Source organism: Protofrankia sp. Cj3 (assembly GCF_917627355.1).
Taxonomy (GTDB): Bacteria; Actinomycetota; Actinomycetes; order Frankiales; family Frankiaceae; genus Protofrankia.
In genome coordinates, this window is record NZ_CAKJTR010000171.1 from 6,770 (window position 1) to 10,440 (window position 3,671).

Sequence of the window (3,671 nt, forward strand, 5' to 3'; positions counted from 1 at the left end):
GGTTCGCCGTTGCCGGAGCGAGTCGAGCGGGTGCGGACAGCTGGTCACGTGCTGGGCCTCAACGTCCGCACCGCGCTCGTGGTCCAAGTCCTGCTGCTGGCCGTTCTCATCGTCTGGGGATACGACTGGGTGACAGTCGGCCGGCCTGTTGTGCTCTCCGTTGCGGTAATGATAGTCGCGTCGAACGGCGCCGCGCCGCTGGCCCGCCTGGCGCGGCTGGCTGCCGCACGCGGCCGTGGCCCTCATCGTGGCCGTGGCCAGACGAAGGCCGGCGGTGACGCGCCCCGCGGCACGACCGACGGGCTGGCAGCCCCCGTGCTCGGTGGGCTTGTGCCGGGGATAGGAATCGGTTCTGTTCCCGGCCGGGGTGGCAGCCGGATCGGCGTCGTCCACGACGGACACGGCTGGGCCGCGCTCCTGGAGCTCGGCCCTGAGCCAGGGCCGCTCGAGCCGCGGGCCGACGGGGCGTTGCCGCTGACCGGGCTGGTGGCGTTGCTGTCCGCGGACCCCACGACGCGGATACGCGGAGCACAGCTCGTCATCCTCGTCGCTGGAGCTAGCACCGAGCCCATGGCGGCGGAGCAGCCCCAGCCGCCCGGGTCACTGGGCGCGGGGGAGGCCCCCGCCCCCGTGACCGCCGTCCCACTCGCGCGCACCGTCCACGTGGTGCTGCGCTTCGACCGTGCCGATCTGACCGAACGCGCGTTGGGTACGGCGACCTCCGTCCAGCAGCTGAGACAGCCGGTCCGGCGACGGGTGGAGCAGGCCGTCGAGGTGCTGCGGGCGAATGGCAGCCCGGCTCGGCCGCTGGGCCCCGAGGAGGCACGCGACGTCCTGGCCAGGGCGGTCGGGCTGGCTCCGGTAGACCCCTGCGCCGAATACTCCCCCGGTTCGGCTCCGGGCGGCCGGGGCGTCCTTGCCGAGGGCTGGTCCTGGCTGCGCCACGGCGTGTCCACGAGCGCTTCGTTCCAGGTCATCCGGTGGCCTGCGGCCGGGCTGTCGACCTTCGTGGCCACCGCGGCCACGCTCGCCTCGGCGGCGCAATCCGTGACTGTCAGCGTGGGCCTCGCGGCCGGGCGGCACGCGGACGAACGGCCGGTGATGAGCGGCTTGATCCGAGTCGCCGCGGATGACAGCGACGAACTGGCACGCTTGACGACTCTGCTGCTGCGTTCGGCAGCGGCTGGTGGCTGGCGGCTGGGTCGGCTGGGCGGCCGTCAGGCGCCGGCCGCCATAGCCGCGCTGCCATTGGGACGGCTTGTCCCCGTACGGCTGCCCGGTGGCTGGCGGCATGAGCACGCGTCTGGTGACGTCGCGCTGGCCACCCACCGCGCGCCGGCCAGCGCGGCTTGGTGGAACCTACCGGCCATGGCCTGCGGGTTTGTCCTGGGGGTGGAACGCCAACAGGTCCCCGTGGTCGTGCGGATGTTTCGCCGTCAGCCGACCACCATCGGGATGTTCGGATCCGACGGGCTGGCTCGGGCAGTGGTCGAGCAGGCGCTGGCCAGCGGCGCGACTGTCCGGATCAATACGCACCGGGCCGAGTGCTGGGCCGGGCTTCGCCAGCCACGGGTATCGGATGGACAACCCGCCAGGCTGGCTTTCGCCGGCCCGCGGCCGGCTATCCTTCGGCCCGGTCCGCTTCTCCTTCTGGACGAGATGAGCCCGCATTCCGGGAACCAGCCCAGCCTCTCATCCACGGCCGGTTGGCAGGCACGGATCGTACGGCTGTCCACGGTCACCAGCGAGTCGGTACGGCTCCTTGCGTCCTTCGATTTTCTGTTGCTGAGCGGCAAGCTGCCCGCGGACGCCGTCGAGGCTGTCCGCATCGCGGCTCGGCTACCGGAGTCCGCCTGTCGTTGGCTGCCGCTGCTGCCCGACAACGTCATCGCCCTGGTAGTACCCGGCGAGGTGCGCTTTGTTACGATTGTTGCCAATACGGGAGATCTGGTGGCGGCCTGACCCATGCCGAGCTGACCCGCGCTCGGCTGGACGGGGCCGCGCCGAGCCGCAGCCGGTAGCGAACATGCTGTGTCGGGCCGGGGAGAAGACCCGGGCAGAGTTTGGGGAGAAGACCCGGGTTTCACCGGGCAGCAGACGTGGGGTGACGGGGCTGGTTCAGCCCATTGTCCACAGTCGCACCATGCCATCGGCGCTACCGCTGGTCAGAACGTTCTCATGCGGAGCGAACGTCAATGAAAGCACGGAGCTGGTGTGGCCGGCCAGCGGTTGGCTAGTGGGTGGGGTGTGGTGCGGTCGGTCATGTCCCATAGTCGTACGGTGTTGTCGCTGCTGGCGCTGGCCAGTGTTTTACCGTCTGGGGAGAAGGCCACTGAGAATACGCTGCCGGTGTGGCCGGTCAGGATTGGTTGGCCCAGCGGGCGGGGAGCGGCAGCCGGGGACTGCCACGTCGCGGAGTAGATGATGCCCGTTCCGCCGCCCAGAAGAACAACAAGGCCAAGAATCATGATCGCCGGGCCGTGGGTGCCGAGCCGGATGGAGCTGAGGCGGTATCTGCCGCGGCTGTCAAAGATCTTGCCGTTGTTGGCCGCTGTGTTACCAGTGGACAGGTTGCTATCACCAGCCGTCACAGCGGGAGTCAGTGCCGCGGCAGTGCCGGCCGTGACCGCATCAGCCCAGTCCCGTTCCGCAGCGGGCAGTACCTCCCGGACCCAGGCCGTGAGGTCTTCCAGCTGGCCTGCGGTCCGCGGCTCCTCTTGGAGGAGTTCGGCCAGCTGTGCCTGCCGGACTGGCAGCAGCCGCTCACGCAGCCGACCGCGGCGATGCCCGCGGCGAGTTCCTCCAGCCGCGTTTCGGTGAGTGTCCGCAGCTGCTGGTCACCCCTGCCCAGCAACCGGCTAAAGCCTGTTCGGGCGCTCCGCCAGGCATCCGTGGCGACCACTAAGGTCGTCGCCCATTCGGCTTCCATGACTATTCCTCCAGCGTCACCGCTGTCGATCCTGCCGGGTGCCCGCTGGATAGCTGGCCTGGCGGGAACAGGAATCCCGGCCCGTCGGCGGGCGTCTTTTTCGGACGCTCTCGCCCCCGCTGTCACCGGCGCGGTAACCGTGTTCTACCAGCGTTTGCGCGCGCCTGTTGTCATGGTGAGTGCACGATTGAGCGCTTACCATGCGGCGCCCGCATACCGAACGGGTGCCAGTTCCCAGGCTGGAGCGGGATCAGGAGCGATCCGGTAGGCCTGCGGGATCTCGACGGACTCGGTCACTTCAGCACTTCGCATGGGCTGGGGCCGCACAGCCGCAGTCTGCGCCAGAACCGACATGTCGAATAGCTCCACACGGAGGTCTCGGTAAGGAGATCTCCAGGCAGAGAGGGCGCACAACAGCAGGGCTTGGACGTACCGGTGGCGCGATCGTTCGCCCGGTTGAAAAGCGCCGGTCGCTTCCGCGCCGGCCGCGGTTCGTTTCTCTCTGCTGAGGACGCAGAAAGTGGTGCACAGCCCAAATATGTTGTATAGGCGCAAGATGACCCAAGGATGAGCTGCTCGACGGCGGACTGGCTATCCGGCCGTGCGGCCGGGCGGGAGCCTCCATCCCCGGGTGGAGACCTCCGTCTGGCGCTATCCGACACCGCTGGCCTCGGCGCAGGTTTCAACTCAGCCGCTTATCCGGCTGAATCGACCGCTTATCGCATGATCGATTCCTGGAGGC

Annotated in this window: 2 protein-coding genes and 1 pseudogene; 1 reads left to right on the top strand and 2 read right to left on the bottom strand. The window is 69.1% G+C overall.

Annotation, left to right across the window (positions count from 1 at the left end; genetic code table 11):
* A pseudogene (locus MJ783_RS18755) lies at positions 1 to 1,962 on the top strand (hypothetical protein); the annotation flags it as partial.
* A 156-nt stretch (positions 1,963 to 2,118) separates the two neighbouring features.
* On the opposite strand, the gene MJ783_RS18760 reads toward MJ783_RS18755, so the two are convergent.
* A complete protein-coding gene (locus tag MJ783_RS18760; RefSeq protein WP_239312112.1) occupies positions 2,119 to 2,205 on the bottom strand; it encodes a WD40 repeat domain-containing protein in 87 nt (28 codons plus the stop codon).
* Positions 2,193 to 2,591: a WD40 repeat domain-containing protein gene (locus MJ783_RS18765; RefSeq protein ID WP_239312111.1), complete on the bottom strand. Its 399-nt coding sequence runs from the start codon at positions 2,589 to 2,591 to the stop codon at positions 2,193 to 2,195. The genes MJ783_RS18760 and MJ783_RS18765 overlap by 13 nt, the downstream gene beginning before the upstream one ends.
* Positions 2,592 to 3,671 lie beyond the last annotated feature (1,080 nt).